Annotated in this window: 18 protein-coding genes; all 18 read right to left on the bottom strand. The window is 69.2% G+C overall.

The window, feature by feature from the left end; genetic code table 11:
• Positions 1 to 5 precede the first annotated feature (5 nt).
• Complete coding sequence (gene flhF / locus VBO01S_RS01510) at positions 6 to 2,330, bottom strand: flagellar biosynthesis GTPase FlhF (protein WP_062469404.1); 2,325 nt, start codon at positions 2,328 to 2,330, stop codon at positions 6 to 8.
• A complete protein-coding gene (gene flhA / locus VBO01S_RS01505; protein WP_062469401.1) occupies positions 2,327 to 4,435 on the bottom strand; it encodes a flagellar biosynthesis protein FlhA in 2,109 nt (702 codons plus the stop codon). Before flhA ends, flhF begins: the two co-directional genes overlap by 4 nt.
• A complete protein-coding gene (flhB, locus tag VBO01S_RS01500) occupies positions 4,432 to 5,574 on the bottom strand; it encodes a flagellar biosynthesis protein FlhB (protein ID WP_062469398.1) in 1,143 nt (380 codons plus the stop codon). Before flhB ends, flhA begins: the two co-directional genes overlap by 4 nt.
• A 134-nt stretch (positions 5,575 to 5,708) precedes the next feature.
• Positions 5,709 to 6,353 (bottom strand): protein phosphatase CheZ, encoded by a 645-nt coding sequence (gene cheZ / locus VBO01S_RS01495; RefSeq protein ID WP_062469395.1) that lies wholly within the window; start codon positions 6,351 to 6,353, stop codon positions 5,709 to 5,711.
• On the bottom strand, positions 6,350 to 6,742 hold the full coding sequence (cheY, locus tag VBO01S_RS01490; protein WP_056582361.1) for a chemotaxis response regulator CheY: 393 nt from the start codon (positions 6,740 to 6,742) through the stop codon (positions 6,350 to 6,352). Before cheY ends, cheZ begins: the two co-directional genes overlap by 4 nt.
• A gap of 37 nt (positions 6,743 to 6,779) precedes the next feature.
• A complete protein-coding gene (locus VBO01S_RS01485) occupies positions 6,780 to 7,871 on the bottom strand; it encodes a protein-glutamate methylesterase/protein-glutamine glutaminase (RefSeq protein WP_082817926.1) in 1,092 nt (363 codons plus the stop codon).
• Between the two features lie 2 nt (positions 7,872 to 7,873).
• The gene (gene cheD, locus VBO01S_RS01480; RefSeq protein ID WP_062469392.1) at positions 7,874 to 8,467 is read right to left on the bottom strand and encodes a chemoreceptor glutamine deamidase CheD; all 594 of its coding nucleotides are present in this window, start codon (positions 8,465 to 8,467) and stop codon (positions 7,874 to 7,876) included.
• A complete protein-coding gene (locus tag VBO01S_RS01475) occupies positions 8,464 to 9,324 on the bottom strand; it encodes a CheR family methyltransferase (protein WP_255221029.1) in 861 nt (286 codons plus the stop codon). Before VBO01S_RS01475 ends, cheD begins: the two co-directional genes overlap by 4 nt.
• A 58-nt stretch (positions 9,325 to 9,382) precedes the next feature.
• Entirely contained in the window at positions 9,383 to 10,669 is a 1,287-nt protein-coding gene (locus VBO01S_RS01470; RefSeq protein WP_062469384.1) for an EAL and HDOD domain-containing protein, read from the bottom strand.
• 22 nt (positions 10,670 to 10,691) lie between these two features.
• Positions 10,692 to 12,713 carry a chemotaxis protein CheA gene (gene cheA / locus VBO01S_RS01465; RefSeq protein WP_062469381.1) on the bottom strand — a complete coding sequence of 674 codons (2,022 nt, stop codon included), beginning with the start codon at positions 12,711 to 12,713 and terminating at the stop codon, positions 10,692 to 10,694.
• Between the two features lie 52 nt (positions 12,714 to 12,765).
• On the bottom strand, positions 12,766 to 13,674 hold the full coding sequence (motB, locus tag VBO01S_RS01460; protein ID WP_062469377.1) for a flagellar motor protein MotB: 909 nt from the start codon (positions 13,672 to 13,674) through the stop codon (positions 12,766 to 12,768).
• 13 nt (positions 13,675 to 13,687) lie between these two features.
• Positions 13,688 to 14,548 carry a flagellar motor stator protein MotA gene (gene motA, locus VBO01S_RS01455; protein WP_062469374.1) on the bottom strand — a complete coding sequence of 287 codons (861 nt, stop codon included), beginning with the start codon at positions 14,546 to 14,548 and terminating at the stop codon, positions 13,688 to 13,690.
• Between the two features lie 62 nt (positions 14,549 to 14,610).
• Positions 14,611 to 15,201 (bottom strand): flagellar transcriptional regulator FlhC, encoded by a 591-nt coding sequence (gene flhC / locus VBO01S_RS01450; protein WP_062469371.1) that lies wholly within the window; start codon positions 15,199 to 15,201, stop codon positions 14,611 to 14,613.
• Positions 15,198 to 15,566 carry a flagellar transcriptional regulator FlhD gene (gene flhD, locus VBO01S_RS01445; RefSeq protein WP_370680118.1) on the bottom strand — a complete coding sequence of 123 codons (369 nt, stop codon included), beginning with the start codon at positions 15,564 to 15,566 and terminating at the stop codon, positions 15,198 to 15,200. The genes flhC and flhD overlap by 4 nt, the downstream gene beginning before the upstream one ends.
• A 350-nt stretch (positions 15,567 to 15,916) precedes the next feature.
• Positions 15,917 to 16,201, bottom strand: coding sequence for an EscU/YscU/HrcU family type III secretion system export apparatus switch protein (locus VBO01S_RS01440; RefSeq protein ID WP_062469365.1), 285 nt, complete (start codon positions 16,199 to 16,201; stop codon positions 15,917 to 15,919).
• On the bottom strand, positions 16,198 to 17,421 hold the full coding sequence (gene fliK / locus VBO01S_RS01435; RefSeq protein ID WP_062469363.1) for a flagellar hook-length control protein FliK: 1,224 nt from the start codon (positions 17,419 to 17,421) through the stop codon (positions 16,198 to 16,200). Before fliK ends, VBO01S_RS01440 begins: the two co-directional genes overlap by 4 nt.
• Before the next feature lie 31 nt (positions 17,422 to 17,452).
• Positions 17,453 to 17,818, bottom strand: a complete 366-nt coding sequence (locus tag VBO01S_RS01430) for a flagellar protein FliT (protein WP_223301366.1) — start codon at positions 17,816 to 17,818, stop codon at positions 17,453 to 17,455.
• Positions 17,818 to 18,237, bottom strand: a complete 420-nt coding sequence (gene fliS / locus VBO01S_RS01425) for a flagellar export chaperone FliS (protein ID WP_062469360.1) — start codon at positions 18,235 to 18,237, stop codon at positions 17,818 to 17,820. The genes VBO01S_RS01430 and fliS overlap by 1 nt, the downstream gene beginning before the upstream one ends.
• Between the last annotated feature and the right edge of the window lie 5 nt (positions 18,238 to 18,242).

The following is an 18,242-nucleotide window of genomic DNA, read 5'->3' as shown; positions in this document are numbered from 1 at the left end:
CGCCTTCAGCCCAGGCGTTCCAGCGCGCGCGGCGCTTGCGCAGGCGCTGCCGATTCGGTGCCCAGCGCATCGAGCAGCAGGAACAGCTTGCCCACGCCCGCGTACAGCGCGCCGCCCGTCAGCGCGCGGCCGGCGCGCGGGGCGCGGCCCGTGAGCTGGCCCAGCAGCAGGCGCGTGCGGTCGGCCCATTCGCCCTCGGCCTGCAGCAGCCGCCACACGGTGGTCGTGACCTGGCCGGCGACGAGCAGGCGCTTCATCATGTGCGGATCGCCGGGCTCGCCCACGCCACCCACGAGCTGCACGCCGTCGCGCAGCAGGCGGAAGCACGGTTCGGCGTCGCCGGCCCAGCCCTGCCATTGCGCGAGCTGCGGTGCGCTCACTTCATCGCCCAGGTTGGTGAGCACGCAGGTCTGCGACAGCAGCTTGCGGCTGCGCGCATCGACCACGCGCACAGAGATGCAGCGCAGCGTGGGCAGGGTGTCGCGGTCGATGGTGGTGCGCGGCAACACCTCGACCTGCGCTTCGCATTGCAGCGCGGCCTTGCCGCGATAGCGCACGGGCCGCTCGGTCGTGTCGTCGAACGCGAAGGCCAGGCGCGCGACCGTAGTCGCGGCGCCGGTGTGCGCGTCCGTCACGGCGGTGCTGCCGGGCGCGCGCGCCAGCCACTTCGATCCCTCGGCCTGCCACGACAGCACCTGTTCGACCGCCGGTGGCTTGCCCAGCACATGCACGAGCCCCTTACCGAAATCCTGTTGCTGCAACCACTGCGCCTGACGCTGGCCCGGCGCGGCCGACTGGCGCGCCGCTGCGGTCGAGAGCCACTGGTTCGGCGCCGCCAGCGGCAAGCCGCTGCGGTCGGACAGCAGCAGGCTGCCGTGGCACACGTAGGCATCACCGCTGTCGGTCGCGCGCAGGCCCACCTGCCCGGCCAGCGCGAGGACGTAGGTGTCGCAGCCGGAAGCCAGCTCGCCGCGCGCAAACGCCGACAGCTCGTGCAGCACAGCCTTGGCATCGATGGCCTCGTCACCGGCCTGGCGCCACAGCGTGCGCGCGCCATCGAAGCCGATGTGCGCACCGGCCAGCGCGCCGGCCGTCGTCGCCAGTTCCTGCGCGTCGTGCGCCATCGCACGGATCAGGCTCTGGTAGCGCAGGCGCAGGCGATCGGTCTCGCCCTGTGCCTGCGGCGAAGGCGCGGCCTCATCGGGCAGATCAGCTTCCGCCGGCACGAACAACGGGCTGTGCTGGCGCGGCTGGAACACGCTGTCCACCAGCTGCACGCGGTCGGCGCGCAGCAGGTTCTCGGGCACCTTCTGGCCGCCCGAGATGTAGTGCACCGGCAGGCGGTGGCGGATCACGGTGTCGATCAGCGCGCCCGGGTGCGTGGCCTCGTCGACCTTGGTAAAGATGCAGCCCGCCAGCGCATGGCCCTGGCGGTAGGCGTGCACCACCTCGTTGAGCGTGTCGCCGTGGCTGGTGGCGTTGAGCAGCAGCAGCCGCTTCACCGGCCGCTGGCTGCTGCCGAGCATGGCGATCTGCTCGGGCACGGCGCGGTCGCGCTGGCTCATGCCGACGGTGTCGATGAGCACCATGTGGCGGTCGCGCAGGTCGTGCAGCACCAGCTGCAGGTCGGCCGCGTCCTTCACGGCATGCACCGGCACGTTGAGGATCTGGCCGTAGATGCGCAGCTGCTCGTAGGCGCCGATGCGGTAGCTGTCGGTGGTGACGAGCGCGAGCTTGTCGGCGCCGAAGCGCATCACGCAGCGCGCCGCCAGCTTGGCGGTGGTGGTGGTCTTGCCGACGCCGGTCGGGCCCATCAATGCGTAGACGCCGCCCTGCGCGAACAGCGCGTCTTCGTCTTCATGCACCGGCACCGCGCGCACGAGCTCGGAACGCACGAAGGCCATGCCGTCGGCGTAGCTCTGGCCCGTGGGCAGCTTCTCGAGCATGGCCTTCGACAGGCGCGCGCTGAAGCCGGCGCCCAGCAGCGTGCGCAGCAGGCGACCGCGCACGGGGTCGCGGCGCTGGCTGTCGCTCCAGACCACGCTGGCGAGCTGTTCCTCGATCATGCCGCGCATCGAATGGAGTTCGCTGAGCACGGTGGGGTCGGCGGATGCGGCCGTGGCAGGCGCGGCTGCGGGCACCGCGGTTTGCACCGTCTGCTGCACATCGCCCTCGGCCATGGCGACGATTTCGACGCCTTGCGCCGTGGCACGGTGCGTGAGCACGATGGCCTCGGCGCCGAGCGATTCGCGCACCAGGCGCAGGGCATCGCGGCCGGTGGCGGCGACGAATTTGCGTGCGGTGGTGCGCACGTCGGTCTGGGGATTCAAACGGCTCGTCCTCCAATGGCGGCGGTGATCTTGATGGTCCGGGCGTCAGGGATCTCGGCGTGCGAGAGCACCTTGAGCTGCGGCAGGCTGCGCCGCAGGAAGCGCGACAGCAGCACGCGCAGCGCGTGCTGCACGACCAGCACCGGCGCCAGCCCCATCTGCTCCTGGCGCACCATGGCGGCCTGCGCCTGCTTGAGCAGGTTGTCGGCAATGCCCGGCTCGATGCCGCTGCTGTTGTTCAGGGCCTGCTGCAGCACGCTGTCGAGCGAGCCGTCCAGGCCGATCACCTGCATCTCCTCGTCGCCCGGGAACAGCTGCTGCGTGATGGCGCGGCCCAGCGCCAGGCGCGTGAGCGTGGTGAGCTCGGTCGGGTCTTTCACCGTGGGCGCGTGCTCGGCCATCACGTCCAGGATGGTGCGCATGTCGCGGATCGGCACCTCTTCGTCGAGCAGGTTCTGCAGCACCTTGTGCAGCGTGCTCAGCGACAGCACCTTGGGCACCAGGTCTTCGGTGAGCTTGGGCGCGGTCTTGGCGATCTGGTCGAGCAGCTGCTGCACTTCCTGGCGGCCCAGCAGCTCGGCCGCGTGGGTGTGGATCAGGTGATTCAGGTGCGTGGCCATCACGGTGCAGGCATCGACCACGGTGTAGCCGTACACCTGTGCCTGCTGGCGCAGGCTGGCGTCGATCCAGGTGGCCTCCAGGCCGAAGGCCGGGTCGCGCGTGGGCGTGCCCGTCAGCGTGCCCGTCACCTGGCCGGGGTTGATCGCCATCCACTGGTTGGGAAAAGCTTCGCCGCGGCCGATCTCCACGTCCTTCAGGCTGATGACGTAGGCGTTGGGCTTGATCTCCAGGTTGTCGCGGATGTGGACCACCGGCACGAGAAAGCCCAGCTCCTGCGCGATCTTCTTGCGGATGCTCTTGATGCGGCCCAGCAGCTCGCCCTGCTGCGACTGGTCCACCAGCGGGATCAGCCGGTAGCCGACCTGCATGCCCAGCGGATCGACCATGGCCACGTCGTCCCAGGTGGCTTCGGCCTGCTCGGCCGAGACCGGCACGCCCGCTCCTTGCGTGGCGGCGGCCGCGGCGGCCTGCTGCGCGGCGACCTGCGGCTTGCGCTGCACCAGCCGCTTGCCGAGCCATACCAGGCCGCCCGCGATCAGCAGGAAGGCCAGGTTCGGCATGCCGGGGATCATGCCCAGCAGGCCGACGATGCCGGCCGTGAGGAACAGCACCTGTGGGTTGGAAAAGAGCTGGCCCGTGAGCTGGCTGCCCACGTCTTCGTCGGTGGTCACGCGCGACACGATCACGCCGGCCGCGGTGGAGATCACCAGCGCCGGAATCTGCGCCACCAGGCCGTCGCCGATGGCCAGCAGCGTGTAGGTCTTGCCGGCCGTGGAGAAGTCGAGCCCGTGCTGCAGCATGCCGACCACGAGGCCGCCGATGATGTTGATCACCATGATGAGCAGGCCCGCGATCGCGTCGCCGCGCACGAACTTGCTGGCGCCGTCCATCGAGCCGTAGAAGTCGGCCTCCTGCGCCACCTCGGCGCGGCGCTTGCGGGCGATCTCTTCGCCGATCAGGCCGGCATTGAGGTCGGCGTCGATCGCCATCTGCTTGCCCGGCATCGCGTCGAGCATGAAGCGCGCCCCCACCTCGGCGATGCGGCCCGCGCCCTTGGTGATCACCATGAAGTTGATGAGCACGAGGATGATGAACACCATCACGCCCACCGCGAAGTTGCCGCCCACGAGGAAGTGGCCGAAGGCCTCGATCACCTTGCCGGCCGCGTCGGGCCCGGTGTGGCCGTGCATGAGCACCACGCGCGTGGAGGCCACGTTGAGCGACAGGCGCAGCAGCGTCGAGAACAGCAGCACCGCCGGGAAGGCCGCGAAGTCCAGCGCCTTCATGGTGTACATGCTCACCAGCAGCACCATCACCGACAGCGCGATGTTGAAGGTGAACAGCAGGTCGAGCAGGAAGGGCGGCAGCGGCAGCACCATCATGCTCAGGATGAGGATGATGAGGATCGGGCCCGCCAGCCCCTTGAACTGCGAGCCGGAGAAGATCCGCGCCGGCAGGCGCATCAGGTCGTTCAATCCGTTCATGCCACCGCCGGCGCGTACTGCAGGTCGGCCGGCACCGGCAGGTCGGTCGGCGTGCGCGGCGCCTCGCCGCCCTCGCTGTTCCAGCGCTTGAGCTGGTACACCCAGGCCAGCACCTCGGCCACGGCGGTGTACAGGCCGGCCGGAATCTCTTCGCCCAGCTTCGTGTGGCGGTACAGCGCGCGCGTGAGCGGCGGCGCCTCCAGGATCGCGACCTTGTGCTCCTTCGCCATCTCGCGGATGCGCGCGGCCACCAGCTCGGTGCCCTTGGCGACCACGCGCGGCGCGCGCATGTCGCTGTCCAGGTACTGCAGCGCGACGGCGAAGTGCGTCGGGTTGGTGAGCACGATGTCGGCCTTGGGCACCTCGGCCATCATGCGGCGGCGTGCCATCTGCTGCTGTTGCCGGCGGATCTGCGCCTTGATGTGCGGATCGCCTTCGCTCTCCTTGTGCTCCTGGCGCACGTCCTCGCGTGACATGCGCAGCTTGCGGTAGTAGTTCCAGAGCTGAAACGGCACGTCGACGAGCGCGACGAGAAAGAGCGTGGCGGCGATCAGCGCGCAGTGCTTGGCCACCAGCACCAGCGCATGCGGCAGCGCCTCGTGCGCGGGCTGCGACATGAGCGCCATCACGGCCTCGATGTCGTCCACGATGACCCACCACGCCACGCCGCCGATGAGCGCCGACCTGGCCAGCGCCTTCACGAGTTCGGCCAGTGCCTGCGCCGAGACCATGCGGCCGATGCCGGCCAGGGGGTTGAGCTTGCCGAAGTTGGGCGCGACGGCCTTGCCGGAGAACATCCAGCCGCCGAGCATCAGCGGCGCGGCCACGGCGGCCACGACCATCATGGCGAACAGCGGCCCGATGGCGATGAGTGCATGCAGCACCATGAGCCCGCTCTGCGAGAGCATGTGCGCGGGGTCGAAGGCGCTGGCGCGTTCGAACTGCAGGCCGCGTCGCAACGCGCCGCTCAGGCTCGCGCCGAGCGACTCGCCCGCCAGCCAGAGGCCGGCGCTCGCTGTGGCGAGCATGACGAAGGTGGTGAGCTCGCGCGAACGGGCCGCGTTGCCTTCCTCGCGCGCCTTCTCCAGGCGCCGCTCGGAGGCGGGTTCCGTTTTCTCGAGATCGCTTTCCTCAGCCATTCATGCTCCGAACCAGCACTGGCGAAGTACGCCTTGCCCAGAACCAAATTATTGGATCCGGTGGTGCGGAACAATCTGCCGATCAGGGCCGGTATCGCCCTGCAATTCGGCCAATCAAGCAGGCTGCGAGCGGCTCAGAAACCGAGGCTTTCGAGCAGGTCGTCGACCTGCGCCTGGTCGGTCACGGCGTCGGGGTTGCCGGGCTTCACCTGCGGCCCGTTCTGCAGGCTCTGCACGGCCTCGTGGCGCTTCTCGGGCGGCGAGTTGTCGATCAGCACCTGCAGCAGCTGCGTCTCGACGTCGTTCACGACTTCCATCATCTTCTTGATGACCTGGCCGGTGAGGTCCTGGAAGTCCTGCGCCATCAGGATCTCCATGAGCTGCGTGTTGATGGCGCTGGCGCGCTGGGGCACGTCGTTCAGGTAGCCGCGCGTGTCCAGCACGAGCTCGCGCGCCTGGTCGAGTTCGATCGGGTTCTCGAACCACTGGTCCCAGCGCTGCGTCAGGGCCTTGGCGTCGGTGGCCAGGGCTTCCTGCAGCGGCTGCGCCACGTCGATGGCGTTGAGTGCGCGGTGCGCCGCGCGCTCGGTGGTGGCCGCCACGTAGTTGAGGCGGTCGCGCGCATCGGGAATGGCCTGCGCGGCCTTGGCCACCTGCTTGTCCAGGCCCAGCTCGCGCAGGCCTTCGCGCAGCTGGCGCGTGAGGTGGCCGATGCGGCCCAGCAGTTCCTCGGTGGTGTTGTTGGTGGCGTCTGCCGCGCCGGCGGTGTCCTGGCTCATGCCTTGGCCAGCTTCTCGAAGATCTTGGTGATCTTCTCTTCCAGCGTCGCCGCGGTGAAGGGCTTCACCACGTAGCCGTTGGCGCCGGCCTGTGCGGCCGCGACGATGTTTTCCTTCTTGGCCTCGGCCGTGACCATCAGCACCGGCAGCGTCTTCAGCTCGGGGTCGGCGCGGATGGTCTGCAGCATGGTCAGGCCGTCCATGTTGGGCATGTTCCAGTCGGACACCACGAAGCCGAAGCTGCCGCCGCGCAGCTTCTCCAGGCCGGCCACGCCGTCCTCGGCCTCGTCGACGTTGAGGAACTCCAGCTCCTTCAACAGGTTGCGCACGATGCGCCGCATGGTCGGGAAGTCATCCACCACCAGGATCTTGATGCTCTTGTCGATCACGATTTTTTCCAGCTCCACAGGTCGTTGTTCAAACTCGTCATACCCGGTTCGCACGTTCACCGAACGTGCGAAGGTGCGCCATCACGCGGCGACTGATCTCGTTCAGCGGCGACACCTCGTCCACCGCGCCCAGCGCCACCGCCTCGCGCGGCATGCCGAAGACCACGCAGCTGGCCTCGTCCTGCGCCAGCGTGTGCGCGCCCGCGCGCCGCATGCGCAGCAGGCCCTCGGCGCCGTCCTTGCCCATGCCGGTGAGGATGATCCCGATGGCGTTCTTGCCCGCGTGCTTGGCGGCCGAATCGAACAGCACGTCGATCGATGGGCGGTGGCGGTTCACGGGCGGCTCCTGGTCCAGGTGCGCCACGTAGTTGGCGCCGCTGCGCGCCAGCGACAGGTGAAAGCCGCCCGGCGCGATGTAGGCATGGCCGGGCAGCACGCGCTCGCCCTGCTCCGCCTCCTTCACGCGGATGCGGCACAGGCCGTCCAGGCGCTGCGCGAAGGAGCGCGTGAAGCCGGCCGGCATGTGCTGCGCGATGAGCACCGCGGGCGCGTCGGGCGGCAGCGGCTGCAGCACCTCGCGGATGGCCTCGGTGCCGCCGGTGGAGGCGCCGATGATGAGCAGCTTCTCGGTGCTCAGCAGCGGACTGCGCAGCAGCGCCTCGGGCGCGGCCTCGTGCGCGGTACGTGCCGCCGTGGCCGCTGGGCGCGCGGGCAGCAGCCGCGCACTGGCGGCCGTGCGGATCTTGCCGGCGATGAGCTCGGTGTAGTTGAGCAGGCCGTCGCGCACGCCCAGGCGCGGCTTGGTCACGAAGTCGATGGCGCCCAGCTCCAGCGCGCGCAGCGCGATCTCCGAGCCGCGCTCGGTGAGCGAGGACACCATGACCACCGGCATCGGCCGCAGGCGCATGAGCTTCTCGAGAAACTCCAGGCCGTCCATGCGTGGCATTTCCACGTCGAGCGTGAGCACGTCGGGGTTGGTGACCTTGATGAGGTCGCGCGCCACCAGCGGGTCGGCCGCGGTGCCGACCACGGTCATGTCGCTCTGGCTGTTGATGATCTCGCTCATCACGCTGCGGATCAGCGCCGAATCGTCGACGCAGAGCACCTTGATCTTTTTCTTGCTTGGCAGGCTCACCGGCTTCCTTTGGTTCTGTCGATCTCGTGCGGCGCGGCGGGCACCGACAGCCGGCGCAGCAGTTCGCCTTCGTCGCGGCGCACCCGCAGCACCTCGGTCTGTGCGCGCAGGCGGCGCACCACGGCCTTGCCGCTCTCGGGCAGGAAGCACACGCGGCGCGCGTGCGGTCCGCGCAGGTCCTGCGCCGCCACTTCGATGCGTTCCGCCTCCAGGTAGCGCAGCACGAAGTCGGCATTGCGGTCGCCGATGTTGAGCGTGGTCATGCCGGCCAGCACCGCGCCGCCGCCGAACACCTTGGCCTGCAGCCGTTCGCGCCGCGCGCCCGCGCGCACCAGCTCGCGCACCAGCACGTCCATGGCGAAGGCGCCGTAGCGCATCGAGCCGCCACCGGGCTCGCCGTCGTCGGGCAGCATGAAGTGGTTCATGCCGGCCACGCCCGCCTGGGCGTCGTGCAGGCAGGCGGCCACGCAGGAGCCGAGCACGGTGCTCAGCACGGTGTGGTCGGTGGTCACGTAGTACTCCGAGGGCAGCAGCTTCACGGCCATGCGCCCGACATCGCGGTCGAAGTAGTGGTGGCTCGCCAGGCTCATGCGGTGCCCGGCGTGCGCGACAGCTCGTACACCGTCTGCCCCAGCGGGCGGAAGGCCGGGTTGACGAGCGAGGCGTTCTCGGAATGCCCGGCGAACAGCAGGCCGCCCGGCTTGAGCAGCGGCGCGAAGCGGTCGAGCACCTTCTTCTGCGTCGGCTTGTCGAAATAGATCATCACGTTGCGGCAGAAGATCGCGTCCACCGGCTCCTTCACCGACCAGGCGCCGTCCAGCAGGTTGACGCGCGAGAACTTCACCAGCGTGGCGACCTCGGGGCGCACGCGCACCTTGCCGGCGTTGGTGCCGGTGCCCTTGTTGAAGAAGCGCCGCAGCCGTTCGGGCGACAGGCGCCGCACCTGCTCGGTGGTGAAGACGCCGGTGGCGGCCTTGGCCAGCACCGCGGTGTCGATGTCGCTGGCGATGACGCGGGCCGAGCCCGCGCGCTCGCCCAGCGCTTCCATCAGCGTGATGGCGATCGAGTACGGCTCCTCGCCCGTCGAGGAGGCGGCGCACCACACGGTGACCGGGCCCGGCCGCTTGCGCACATGGTCGGCCAGCGTGGGAAAGTGGTGCGCCTCGCGAAAGAACGAGGTGAGGTTGGTGGTGAGCGCGTTGATGAACAGCTGCCACTCGTCGCCGTCGTGGCGCGCCTCGAGCTGGTCCAGGTACGGCGCGAACGCCGGCAACTGCAGCTCGCGCAGGCGCCGCGACAGCCGGCTGTACACCATCTGCCGCTTCTGCTCGCCCAGGGCGATGCCGGCGCGGCGGTGGATGAGGGTCCGGATTCTGGAGAAGTCGTGGTCGGTAAAGTGGAACTCGGTCGTCACAGCCAGCCTGGAAGCGTGACTTTCAATGGTCACGGAAACCGCCGTTTCCAATCGGCCGATCAGACGCGCAAAAGCCTTGCATTTCCGGGGGTCAGGCAGGCGGCGCGGTCACGGCGGGGCCGGCGTCGAGCGCCCATACCAGCGCCGACAGCTGCGCGGCGTTGACCTGCGCGGCACTCAGGAAGAGCGCCTCTGACAGGCGCGCCGCGCGGCCGTCGTCGGTCTCGCAGCTTTCGGCCAGCGCCACGAAGGGGCCGTAGACGCCGCTGCGCGACAGAATCGCCTGCTGCACGGCCTCGGTGAGCTGCACCTTGCGCAGCACGCCTTCCATCGGCACGCCCAGCAGCTGGTCGAGCAGCGAGAACATGCCCGCCACGAACAGGTTGTCGGCCTCGCTGGGTGGCAGCATGCCCTGCCCCATCAGTTCGACGAAACGCCCGCGCAGGATGGCCTTCTTCATCATGAAGGGCGAACTCACCTTGTTGCTGGTGGCCAGCAGCAGCGACAGCCAGCGGTACAGCGGCGAATAGCCGAGCATCGCGACCGCATGGCGCAGCGAGTGGATCTCCACCGCCAGGCCGACCGAGGGCGAGTTGATGTAGCGCAGCAGCCGGTAGGTGAGCGCGGCGTCGTGCTTGAGCGCGCCCTCGATGGCGCGCACGTCCTCGTTGCGCAGGATCATCTGCATCAGGTGCACGATGAGCTGCGACTCGGGCTGCAGCGCGTCGGCGCTGTCGCGCGCCGGCGGCAGCCGCACGGCGCCGTCGACGAAGACCTGCACGCCGCGCGCGGCGCAGGCCTCGAACTCGGCCCAGTTCGCCACGCGCGCGGCGATGGGCGCCGGGCCGGTGGGCGACACGTCCGCCAGCTGGGAGGGCAGCACCTCACGGTGCGTGACGATGGCGCGCAGCTCATCGTCGTCCGGCAGCGCGACGCCGCCGCACAGCATGAAGCCGAAGCCCTGCTCGCGCAGGAACAGCAGGATGGAGCGCATGTCGGCGTCCATCAGCTCGTCGGCCTTCATGCACAGCACGACGTTGCGCGGCGGCAGCGACTGCAGCTCGCTCTGGAACAACGCATCGACGGTGACGTCGACGAACACCATCTGCCCGCCCAGCAGCCAGCCGTGGCCGCCCGGGTTCAGGTGCAGGCCCAGCGTGTCCATGAGCGCCTTGACGCCGGCGGCGGCACCCGCGTCGGTGCCCTGCCCGGCCGCGCGCCAGGCCATGCGGTAGCCGACCACGCGGCGCTTGCCGTCGAGCAGCATGGCGTAGGCCACGTGGCCGTCGGCGCCTACTGCGGGCGTGATGGCGGGCGTTGCGTCGGCTGGCGCGCCGTTGCCGTCGACGCCGGGGCGCCGGAAGAAATCGAACCTCATGCGGCCGTCCCTCGCGTCGGGATCAGGACGCCAGCGCGTCGGTGCGGCGCGCGGCACCCGCCAGGGCCGCCGCGCTGGCGGCCTGCGCGCGCTGGATGCGCGGCATCGCGCCCACGTCGACGATGAAGGCCACGCTGCCGTCGCCCACGATGGTGGCGGCCGAAATGCCCGGCACCTTGCGGTAGTTGGTCTCCAGGTTCTTCACCACCACCTGGTGCTGGCCGAGCAGTTCGTCGACCAGCAGCGCGAAGCGGCTGTCGTCGGCCTGCACGATCACCAGGATGCCCTGCGTGGGCTGCGTCTGCGCGCCGGCCACGTCGAACACGCGATGCAGCTCGATGAGCGGCAGGTACTCGCCACGCACGCGGATCACGTGGCCGTCGGCGGTGATGGAGTGCAGGTGCTCGGGCAGCGGCTGCAGCGACTCGATCACGTAGCTCAGCGGCAGGATGTAGGCCTCGCTGCCCACGCGCACCGACATGCCGTTGAGGATGGCCAGCGTGAGCGGCAGCACGATGCGCGTCGACGTGCCCTGCCCGCCGCGCGAATGAATCTCGACATGGCCGCCCATCTCCTGGATGTTGCGCTTGACCACGTCCATGCCCACGCCGCGCCCCGAGATGTCGGTGACCTGCTCGGCGGTGGAGAAGCCGGGCGCGAAGATCAGCTGCCACACCTCTTCGTCGGGCATGGCGTCGCTCACCGGCAGGCCCTGCTGGCGCGCCTTGTCGAGGATGCGCTCGCGGTTCAGGCCCGCGCCGTCGTCGCTCACCTCGATCACGATGTTGCCGCCGTGGTGCTGCGCCGACAGCAGCAGCTGGCCGGTGGCGTCCTTGCCCTTGGCCAGGCGCACCTCGGGGGCCTCGATGCCGTGGTCCAGGCTGTTGCGCACCAGGTGCGTGAGCGGATCGACGATGCGTTCGATGAGCCCCTTGTCGAGCTCGGTCTCCTTGCCGTAAGTGTCCAGGCGCACCTGCTTGCCGAGCTTGGCGCTCACGTCGCGGATCACGCGCGGGAAGCGGCTGAACACGTAGTCCATCGGCATCATGCGGATCGACATCACCGATTCCTGCAGGTCGCGCGCGTTGCGCTCCAGGTGGCCCAGGCCGCTCAGGAAGCGCTCGTAGGCCACGGGGTCGAGCACGGTCGCGGCCTGCGTGAGCATCGACTGCGTGATGACGAGCTCGCCCACGAGGTTGATGAGCTGATCGACCTTCTCGACGTCGACGCGGATGGAGCTGGATTCCTTGGCGCTGGCGGGCGCGGCCGCGGCCGGCGCGGGGGCTGGTGCGGCGGGCGGTGGCACCACCGGCTCGGCGATGGCGGCCACGGGCGCGGCCTCCTGCGCCGCTTCTTGCGTCGCCTCGTGCGTGATGTCGATCTGCGATTCGTCGATGACGAAGCAGCACACGGCCACGATGTCGTCGGGGTCGCAGGTGGTGGCCAGCCGCACGGTCAGCTGGTCGTTGCTGCGCGTGCGCGTCAGCACGGTGCCGAGGTTGGCCAGCTCGCCGGCGAGCAGCTCGCACTCGCTGTCGGACAGGCGCGCGAAACGGATGACGAGCACGCCGTCGCTGCTTCCACCTTCATCGGCCGGCGCAGCGGCTTGAACGACAGGCGCCGGTGCGGGCGCGGGTGCCGGCACGGGCGCGGCGGCGTTGTTCTCCATCGCCAGCTGCTGCAGCACGCCGCAGATGTGGGCGACCCTCTCGGCGTCCGGCTCCTTGCCGGCCTGGTAGGCGGTGAGTTGTTCTTGCAAGGCGTCCTTCGTTTCCAGAAAGGCATCGATCATCGGAGCGCTCAGGTGCAGCTGCCCGTGGCGGGCCCTGTCCAGCAGCGTTTCGAGCACGTGCGTGGTGTGGGTCAAGGCGGTGAAACCGAACGTGGCCGCGCCGCCCTTGATGGAGTGCGCCGCGCGGAAGATGGCGTTGAGCTGCTCGCCGTCGGGCGCCTCGACGTCGAGGTCGAGCAACAGCTGCTCCATCTCCGCCAGCAGCTCGATGGCTTCGACGAAGAAGGCCTGGGTGAATTGACTGAGGTCCATCTGTGGTGCTCCGGGGCCCGCGCTTTTGCGCGAGGCCGCTTCCTTGTTCTTGTTATCCCGCCGTGTGTCCCGCCGCGGTGCGCGCCTGCGCGGCCGGTGGCGGCAGGCCGATGCGCGTGGCGCCGGCGTCGTTGCTGTTCTCGCGCTCGATGCGCTCCTGCGTGCGGTGGTTCAGCAAGATGATGCTGATGCGGCGGTTGATGGGGTTGCGCGGGTCGGCGCGGTCCAGGTGCATGCTGTCGGCCAGGCCGATCACGCGCAGCACCTTGTCCTCGGTCATGCCGCCCGTGACCAGCTCGCGGCGCGAGGCGTTGGCGCGGTCGGCCGAGAGCTCCCAGTTGCCGTATGAACGGTCGTTGGTGTAGACGATGGCGTCGGTGTGGCCCGACAGCGTGAGCTTGTTGGGCAGGCCGTTGAGCACCGGCGCCAGCTCGCGAAGAATGGCGCGCATGTGCGGCACCACGCGGGCGCTGGCCAGCTCGAACATCGGGCGGTTCTCGCTGTCCACGATCTGCAGGCGCAGGCCTTCGGTGGTGATGTCGATGAGGATCTGCGAGCGGAACTGCTGGAACACCGGGCTCTTCTCGATCAGCTCGTCGAGCTTCTTCTTCATCTCGGCCAGGCGGCTGGCGTCGGCCGCGTCTTCGCTGTCGGCCTCGGTGTGGCGCACCTCGCCCTCGGCGTGCATCACGTCGGCGCCGCCGCCGGGAATCATGCTGGTGCTCATGCTGCTCTTGTCGCCGCCGGCCAGCGCCACGCGCAGCGGCATCCGGAAGTGCTCGGCGATGCCTTCGCGCTGCTTGGGGCTGGAGATCGACAGCAGCCACATCACGAGGAAGAAGGCCATCATGGCCGTCATGAAGTCGGCGTAGGCGATCTTCCAGCCGCCGCCCGCATGGCCGCCGCCGTGCCCGCCGCCGTGGGCGCGCTTGATGATGATGCGGGGCTTCGCGTCGCTCATGGCCGTCGCAGGGTCAGCGTGCCTTGACTTCGCGCACGTGGTCGTCCAGCTCGGTGAACGAGGGGCGCTCGGTCGAGAACAGCACCTTGCGGCCGAACTCCACGGCCAGCTGCGGCGCGTAGCCGTTCAGGCTGGCCAGCAGCGTGACCTTGGCGCACTGGTAGATCTTCATGCCCTCTTCGACCTTCTGCTCGATCAGCGAGGCCAGCGGCGACACGAAGCCGTAGGCCAGCAGCACGCCCAGGAAGGTGCCGACCATGGCGTGCGCGATGAGCGCGCCCATTTCCGACGGCGGCAGGTGGGCCGAGCCCAGCGCATGCACCACGCCCATCACGGCCGCGACGATGCCCAGCGCGGGCAGTGCATCGCCCACGCGCGAGAGGCTGTGGCCGGGCACCGCGGCCTCGTGGCGGATGGTGTCGATCTCGTGGTCCATGAGGGCCTCGATCTCGTGCGCGTCGGTGTTGCCGCTGATGACCAGGCGCAGGTAGTCGCACAGGAAGACGGTGATGCCCTCGTGCGCCAGGATGGTCGGGTAGCGGCCGAAGATCTCGCTCTGCTGCGGCGCTTCGACGTCGGACTCGAGCTTCATCATGCCCTCCTTGCGGGCCTTGGCGAGCAGCTCGTACAGCAGCGCCAGCAGGTCCATGTAGAGCTGGCGGTTGTGCTTGGAAGAACGCAGCAGCAGCGGCAGCTCCCGGATGGTCGCCTTGATGGTCTTGCCGTTGTTGCCCGCGATGAACGCGCCGAGCGCGGAGCCGCCGATCATGAGCAGCTCCACGGGCTGGAACAGCACGCCGAAATGCCCGCCCATGAGGCCGTAGCCGCCGAAGACGGCGCCGATCACCACCAGATATCCCACCAGAACCAGCACGCGCTTCCCCTATGCCCTGAGGCGTCCAAAACAAAAAACCCGCGCCGGGCGCCGGGGCACTTTCACGAGACGGCGCCGCCGATGTCGAGCACCGGACCGCCGGCAATGAGTCCGCCGCGGCGCACCGGTTCGAGCTTGGGCTTGCGCGCCTTGCCCGCGCGCGAGGGCGGGCGGCACAGCACGCACACGTAGCCGTGCTTGTGGTCGTGGGCGTGCGCCACGAAGTGGCCGCCGCAGCGGCTGCACGGGCTCAGCTGCAGCATGTCGCTGTCGAAGAAACGCACCATGGTCTCGGCGCGCGTGAAATCGAGCACGACCTCGCTGCCCTGCGACTCGACCTGCTCGGTGTACAGGCGGTAGGCCTTGATGAGCGCGGGCAGCTCGCCCTCGCCGGCCTCGTCGCGCATGAAGCGGTAGATGTTGTAGAACATCGACGAGTGGATGTTGGCCAGCCAGGTCATGTACCAGTCGGTGGAGAACGGCAGCAGGCCCTTGGGCGGCGAGACGCCCTTGAGTTCCTTGTACAGGCGGATCAGGCGCTCGCGGCTGAGCGCGACCACGGCCTCCAGGAACTGCAGGCGCGCACCCAGGCCGATGAGCTCGACCGCGAGCTGCACCTGCCGGACCTCGCCCAGGATGCTCTTGGCAGTCATGCGCTGGCCGAACCTGCTTTGCGCATCTGCGGCTGGGCCTGGGCCTGCGCCTGGCGCGCGCTCATCAGGATCGACATGTGGGCCTGCTGCAGCGCGGGCTCCTTGCCCTCGCCGACCACCGCGAACATGGGCCGGTCGTCCAGGCGGAAGCTGCACAGCAGGAAGTTGGACGCGGCCAGCTTCACGATCTGGCTGAGCGACATGTTCATGAGCAGATCGGCCAGCTCGCGCCCCACGCCGAGACGGAACATGGCTTCCGCCCGGTCCCGCTTCACGAGCTTCTGCGCGAGCAGCATGTAGGCCAGATTGATCTCGCCGATTTCCTTCGAAATCACGCCGCCTGCGTTGACATTGCAATTTTCCACGTCTACTTCCATTTCCGATTCCATGTCGACTCCGCACGTCCATCCAACATGTATACATTATATACACACTTATTTACACTTCGAAGACAAAGTAGACCAAAAAGTAAAAGGGTTTTGACGCGGTTTCCGACGGAAGGCTTCAGGCCTCCCTCTGGGGAAGCGGTTTCAGTCCTGGCACCGGCGCGCGGTCACGGAGCGCAAGCAATTGTTACGGGCGTGCGTATTCCGGCAATTGGTAATCCCCTCGCCAATTGAATTTATAAATACTATCGAGCATCTCCGAGCGTTAATCGGCGGCTTTATTCAGGGTCTTTCAATAGGTCAATGACTTTCCATAGAAAAGCCGCCGGTCAAGGCGCCGCCGCCTCGGCGCCGCCCTCCAGCCGGTGGATCCAGGCCATCACTTCCGCGACCGCCTGGTACAGCTGTGGCGGGATCTGGCGGTCGAGGTCGATCTGCATCAACAGCTTCACGAGGTCGGCCGACGCATGCACATACAGCCCGTGCGCGCGCGCCTCGCGCAGGATCGATTCGGCCACCACGCCATAGCCCTTGGCGACGACGACGGGGGCCTTGCGCGTGTCCGCGTGCGAGAGCACGACGGCGCTGTGGCGGTTGCGAAGGTCATCGGTCATGCCGCCGCCTTCTCTGTGACCTGCAGCTGCTGCAGCTGAAGCCCGACCGCCTCGAAGCGTTGCGCGAGCCGGCCGGCGTCGCCGCGCAGGCGGGCCACGGTGGCGTGCTCGCGCGCCTGCAATTGCGCCTGCACGGTCGGGCCGCTGAGGCTCAGGCGCAGGTCGACCTCGCCCAGGCGCGGCAGCACGAGCGACACGGTGGTCGACCAGCGGCGCGCGGCTTCTTCCTCGGCGGGTTCGCCTTCGCGTGCGCTTGGGTTGGCGGGCTCTTCCTCGATGGTCCACGCCATCGGCACTTCGGGCCAGGCGTGGCCGCTCCAGCGGAAGGCGGCGCTGGCCAGCAGGTCGAGCTGCTGGTGCACGACGGTGACGGCTTGCGGATGGATCACTTCGGCGCTGCGCGGAGTGGGTGTGTTGGTGACGTCGACCGCGGCGCGTACAGACTCTGCGGCGCGTTGCGCGGGCATCTCCGGCACGGGGTCGGACAAGCCGTAGGCCGCTTGCACGCGCGCCGCATCCGGTGCGGAAGCCGCAGCGCTTTCGCTGCGCGCGATCACGCGAGCGGGTTGTGCTGTCGTTGCCTCGGGTGCATCAGCCCCCGGAGCTTGCGCCGCTGCATTCGGCGCGGGCGGCGTCGCAACGTCAGTCACCGCCAACGCCGTCGCCGCAGCCACCACGCCCTGCCCTGTTGCTGCAGTCGTCGTCGCCACCATCACCGGACTCGCCCAACGCGCCTGCGGCTCCCGCGCCATCTGCGCGAGCGTGCGCGTGCCGGCCGCGAACTCGGCGAGATGCGATTCGTAGAAGAGCCCGCTGCCCGCCACCGTCTGCGCCAGCGTGCCCGCGAGTGCCGCGGTGTTCGTGCCCTGGCGCGCGACGGGCAGCAGCAACGGCGCCTCGCCCCGCACCGGCCCCGGCGCGGCCTGCAGGTCGGCCAGCACCGCGCCGATCACGCGCGCGGCCAGCGACAGGCGGGTGTCGATGGAAGGCGGCGCGCCGCTGGCAGGAGGCGCAGCCCCATCGCCACCGGACGCGCCCGAGGGCACCAGCCGGTCCAGCGCCGCGCGCGACGGCAGGCGCACGTCGTTCGCCGTCTTCGGCACGGCCACCGCCGCACCGGGCGCGCCCACCGTGGTCTCCGGCCGCAGGCCGAGCAGGTCGAGCGGCGGCGTCAGGCGCGCGGCCCTCAGTGCATCGATCAGTCCGGTGAGTCCCAGCATGGCCACGGTGGCGTCGTCCTGTCGGTTCGCGTCAGTGCGCGAGGCCGTAGGCCTTGCCCAGGTTCTTCTGGTGGTTGAGCGAATCCATGCGGCGGATCAGGTCGTCGAGTTGCGGCTTGATGAGCCCCGACAGCTCGGCCTGCTCGGTGCAGATGCGCTCGAGCAGGCGCAGCACCAGGTCGCGCTGCGCGGGCTCCAGCGACGCCAGCGGCTGGATCGCCTTCAGGCGCTCGACCGACGCCGAGCACCGGGCCTCCAGCTCGGGCAGCTGCCCCCATTCCTTGGCACGGGCCAGCGCCAGCATCGTCGAGATGCACGCGGCCAGCTGCTCGTAGCAATGGACGATCTCGCTGCGCACGGCCATCTGTTCCTGCCCCCAGGTCACGCTCTGCATCATCAGTTGGAAGGCCTGTCGTCGATCTCGCGCCAGGCGGACGCCAGGTGGTCGAGCAGGCGGTCGGCCTCGTCCAGCGCCTGCACGTCGTTGCGCAGGTTGGCCAGCAGCAGGCGCTGCACCACGTAGTCGTACAGCGACGAGAGGTTGCCGACGATCTCGGTGCCGGCCTCGCCGGCCGCCTCGGCATCGAGGCTGGCCTTCAGGCCGTTGTCGACGATGTTGATCGCCTTCGAAATCGCCTGCCCCTTGGCGCCGATGTCGCCGGCCGTCATGTGCAGGCGCGCCGCGCCGATGGCGGTCTTCGCGCCGTCGAACAGCATGTGGATCAGTTGCAGCGGCGATGCGCTCATGGCGCGCGTCTCCACGCCGACGCGCGCGTAGACGCCGGCACCGGTGCGGGAGTGGTGAGAGCTGTACATGTCGC

The organism is Variovorax boronicumulans NBRC 103145 (assembly GCF_001591345.1).
GTDB classification, from domain to species: domain Bacteria; phylum Pseudomonadota; class Gammaproteobacteria; order Burkholderiales; family Burkholderiaceae_C; genus Variovorax; species Variovorax boronicumulans.
The sequence above is the reverse complement of the archived record's forward strand: the minus strand, read 5'-3'. Positions and strand labels throughout refer to the sequence as shown.